Raw genomic sequence first — 2,937 nt, forward strand, 5'->3', positions numbered from 1 at the left:
AACGTGGTGGGCGTCGGGTGGGCACCCGGCGGCAGCGGGGTGACCGGCGGCCCGGCGGGCATCGCGGGCGGCGGCTGGTTGGTGGGCAGCGGCGGCGCCTGCATCGGGTCCTCGGAGTCGAGGAGTTCGACGGCGTGCCGGCCGAGCTTCGCGACCAGCGCGCCCGGCAGCCAGGGCTCGTCACCGTCGTCCGGTATGTCGGTGAACTGGTGGAGCTGGTCGAGGGTGGGCCGCTGCGTCGGGTCCTGCGCCAGGCAGCTCTCGATCAGCGGGCGGATGCCCTCCGGCACGGCCGACAGGTCCTGCTGCCCCTGGACGATGGCCAGCATCAGCGCGGTCATGGCGCTGTTGGCGTCGCCGAAGGGGGTGCGGCCGGTGGCCGCGAAGGTGAGCACCGAGCCGAGGCAGAAGATGTCGCTGGCCGCGGTCAGCGTCTCGCCGCGGCACTGCTCGGGGGACATGAAGCCGGGCGAACCGACCGCGGCGCCGGTGCGGGTGAGGCCCTCGCCGCTCTCCAGGGCGCGGGCGATGCCGAAGTCGATGACGCGCGGGCCGTCGATGGTGATCATCACGTTGGACGGCTTCAGGTCGCGGTGCACCAGGCCGGCGCCGTGGATGTCGCGCAGCGCCTTCACCAGGCCGTTGGCCAGGATGAAGAGGGTGCGTTCCGGCAGCGGGCCGTAGGAGTTGGCGACGACGTCGTGCAGGGAGGGTCCGGCGACGTAGCCGGTGGCCACCCAGGGGGTGTCGGCGAGCGTGTCGGCGTCCAGCACGGGCGCCGTCCAGTCGCCGCCGACCCGACGGGCCGCCTCCACTTCCTGCTGGAAGCGCTGCCGGAACTCCGGCTGCGCGGCCAGCTCCGGCTGGACCAGTTTGACGGCGACCGTGCGCCCACGGTCCGAGCGCGCCAGGTACACGCTGCCCATCCCGCCGGCGCCCAGTTTCCCCAGTAGTCGGTACTGGCCAACCCGTTGAGGATCTGTCGGCCCGAGCGGCTTCATGCTGAACTACTCCTCTTCGCTCTGTAAGGCCTCATGAGGATACGGCGGCCCGTAGACACAGTGGAGGACAGAGGCCGAACCGTAATCGGTTCCCGGAATGCCCTCACGGTTGGGTTTGATGCGGTTTCTTGACCGAGGGGCCGCCGGCGTCACTCCCGGTCCAGCGTGAACTCCGGCTCGTCGTCGCCGTACGGCGTGAACGCGACGGTCGGCGCGTCGTCTCCGAAGGCCGAGTCGCTCGCGGTGAAGCTCAAGTCGTAGGAGGGGAGCGGGTCGCAGTCGCCCTGGGTGACGGCGCCGGGCCCGAGCAGCACGTTTCCGCCGCTCGTGCCGCCCCTCACGAGCGCGGACTCCCAGACGCAGTCGCCGTCCGGTTCGGTGAAGGTCGCCGCCAGCTCACCCGCCGAGACGACGTCCTCGAACTCAACGGAGAGGTCGTCGTCGTTGTAGACGCCGCTGAAGATGGCGTACGGCATGCCGTCCCTGCCGGGGTTCGTCGTCGACCTGGACATCAGGAGTCCGCCGCCGTCGGAGGTCTGCCACCGCACGGTGCCGTCCGGCTGGAGCAGCGCGGTCTGGTCCGAGTAGGGCGGGCAGTTGATGCCGTCGGGGGCCTCGCTGGTGATGCCCTCGGGGGTGAGGGAGATCGTGTCGCCGCTGACCGAGGCCAGCGAGGCCTGTTCGACGCACAGGCCCTCCGGCAGCACGGTGTACTGGGTGACGACCGTGTCTCCCTGGGTGCCCTCGGCTATCTCCATCCGGACGAAGATGCTGTTCTCGCCGCCGAGGCTCTCGCCCTCCCAGGCGCCGACGAGGCCGGCGGGGACGTTGCCGCCGACCGGCTCGTCGGTGGGGTCCTGGGTGGGCTCCTGCGTCGGGTCCTGGGTCGGGTCGTCGGTGGGCTCGTCCGTCACGGTCGGGCCGGCGGTCGGGCCGGGACCCGGGTCGGGATCGTCGTCGCCGCCCGAGAGCGCGACCACGGCGACGCCGGCGGCGACAGGGGAAGGGATTCAGGCACCCGTGGAACCGGACGGCACGGAGTCGGTCGCCTCCGTCCACAGGTCCTGCTCGGCCTTGTCCGCCTGGATCTGACGGTAGACAAGAAGGCCGCCGATGGCGGCCAGTGCGACCAGGAGGAGCTTCTTCACCGGGCTACCTCGTCCTTCTTCAAACGTGATCGGACCATCTGGCGCCCGATGATACCCAATCGTGTCCTCACACGCGCCAGCCGCCGAGATCTCGGGAAAACAGAGGAAGACGCCGAACGGCCCCGGTCGAATATGACCGGGGCCGTGGTCGCCTGTGGGGCTAACAGGACTTGAACCTGTGGCCTCATCCTTATCAGGGATGCGCTCTAACCATCTGAGCTATAGCCCCCTGCGCAGGACCCCCCGCGCAGAAGAGAGGCTAGCGCATGTGGGGCCCGCGCCCAAAATCCATTGCCGGCTCCCCGGCTTCCTACTCGTCCTCCGCCAGCGTCACTTCCACGCCGCCGACGAAGCCGGCGGAGAGGTTGTAGAGGAAGGCGCCGAGGGTGGCGAGCGCGGTGGCGAGGACCACGTCGATCAGCGCGATGATCGACGTGAACAGCATCACCCGGGACAGCGACAGGAAGCCGACCAGATCGAAGCCGCTCTCGCCCTCGGCCGCCGTGGCCTCGGTGATCGTCTCACCGATGGTGGTGAAGACCCCCATCGAGTCCATCACCATCCACAGCATGGCGACGGCGATCACCGTGCAGATGCCCAGGGCGATGGAGAGCAGGAAGCTGACCTTCATCACCGACCAGGGGTCGGCCTTGGCGACCCGCAGCCGGGCCTTGCGGATGCGCGGCACCGTGCGGGCCCCGGTGCGCGGCACCCGCACGCCCTGGGTGCCCTGCTGGCCGCCCTGGGGAGGAGGCTGCTGCTGCCCCGCCGAGGGGGCGGCCCCGGGC

4 protein-coding genes and 1 tRNA gene are annotated in these 2,937 nt (G+C 70.4%); all 5 read right to left on the reverse strand.

What is annotated here, in order from left to right; translation table 11 throughout:
• A partial coding sequence (locus E1283_RS34580; RefSeq protein WP_132822124.1) for a serine/threonine-protein kinase occupies positions 1-1,001 on the reverse strand: 1,001 nt, incomplete at its 3' end.
• A gap of 149 nt (positions 1,002-1,150) precedes the next feature.
• A complete protein-coding gene (locus tag E1283_RS34585; RefSeq protein WP_132822125.1) occupies positions 1,151-1,981 on the reverse strand; it encodes a hypothetical protein in 831 nt (276 codons plus the stop codon).
• Positions 1,982-2,011: 30 nt separating this feature from the next.
• Positions 2,012-2,149, reverse strand: coding sequence for a DLW-39 family protein (locus E1283_RS34590; RefSeq protein ID WP_216355937.1), 138 nt, complete (start codon positions 2,147-2,149; stop codon positions 2,012-2,014).
• A gap of 155 nt (positions 2,150-2,304) precedes the next feature.
• Positions 2,305-2,378, reverse strand: a tRNA-Ile gene (locus E1283_RS34595).
• 81 nt (positions 2,379-2,459) lie between these two features.
• Positions 2,460-2,937: DUF3566 domain-containing protein (locus E1283_RS34600; RefSeq protein WP_132822127.1), on the reverse strand; the 478-nt coding region annotated here is incomplete at its 5' end.

It is taken from the genome of Streptomyces hainanensis (assembly GCF_004348415.1).
Taxonomy (GTDB): Bacteria; Actinomycetota; Actinomycetes; order Streptomycetales; family Streptomycetaceae; genus Streptomyces; species Streptomyces hainanensis.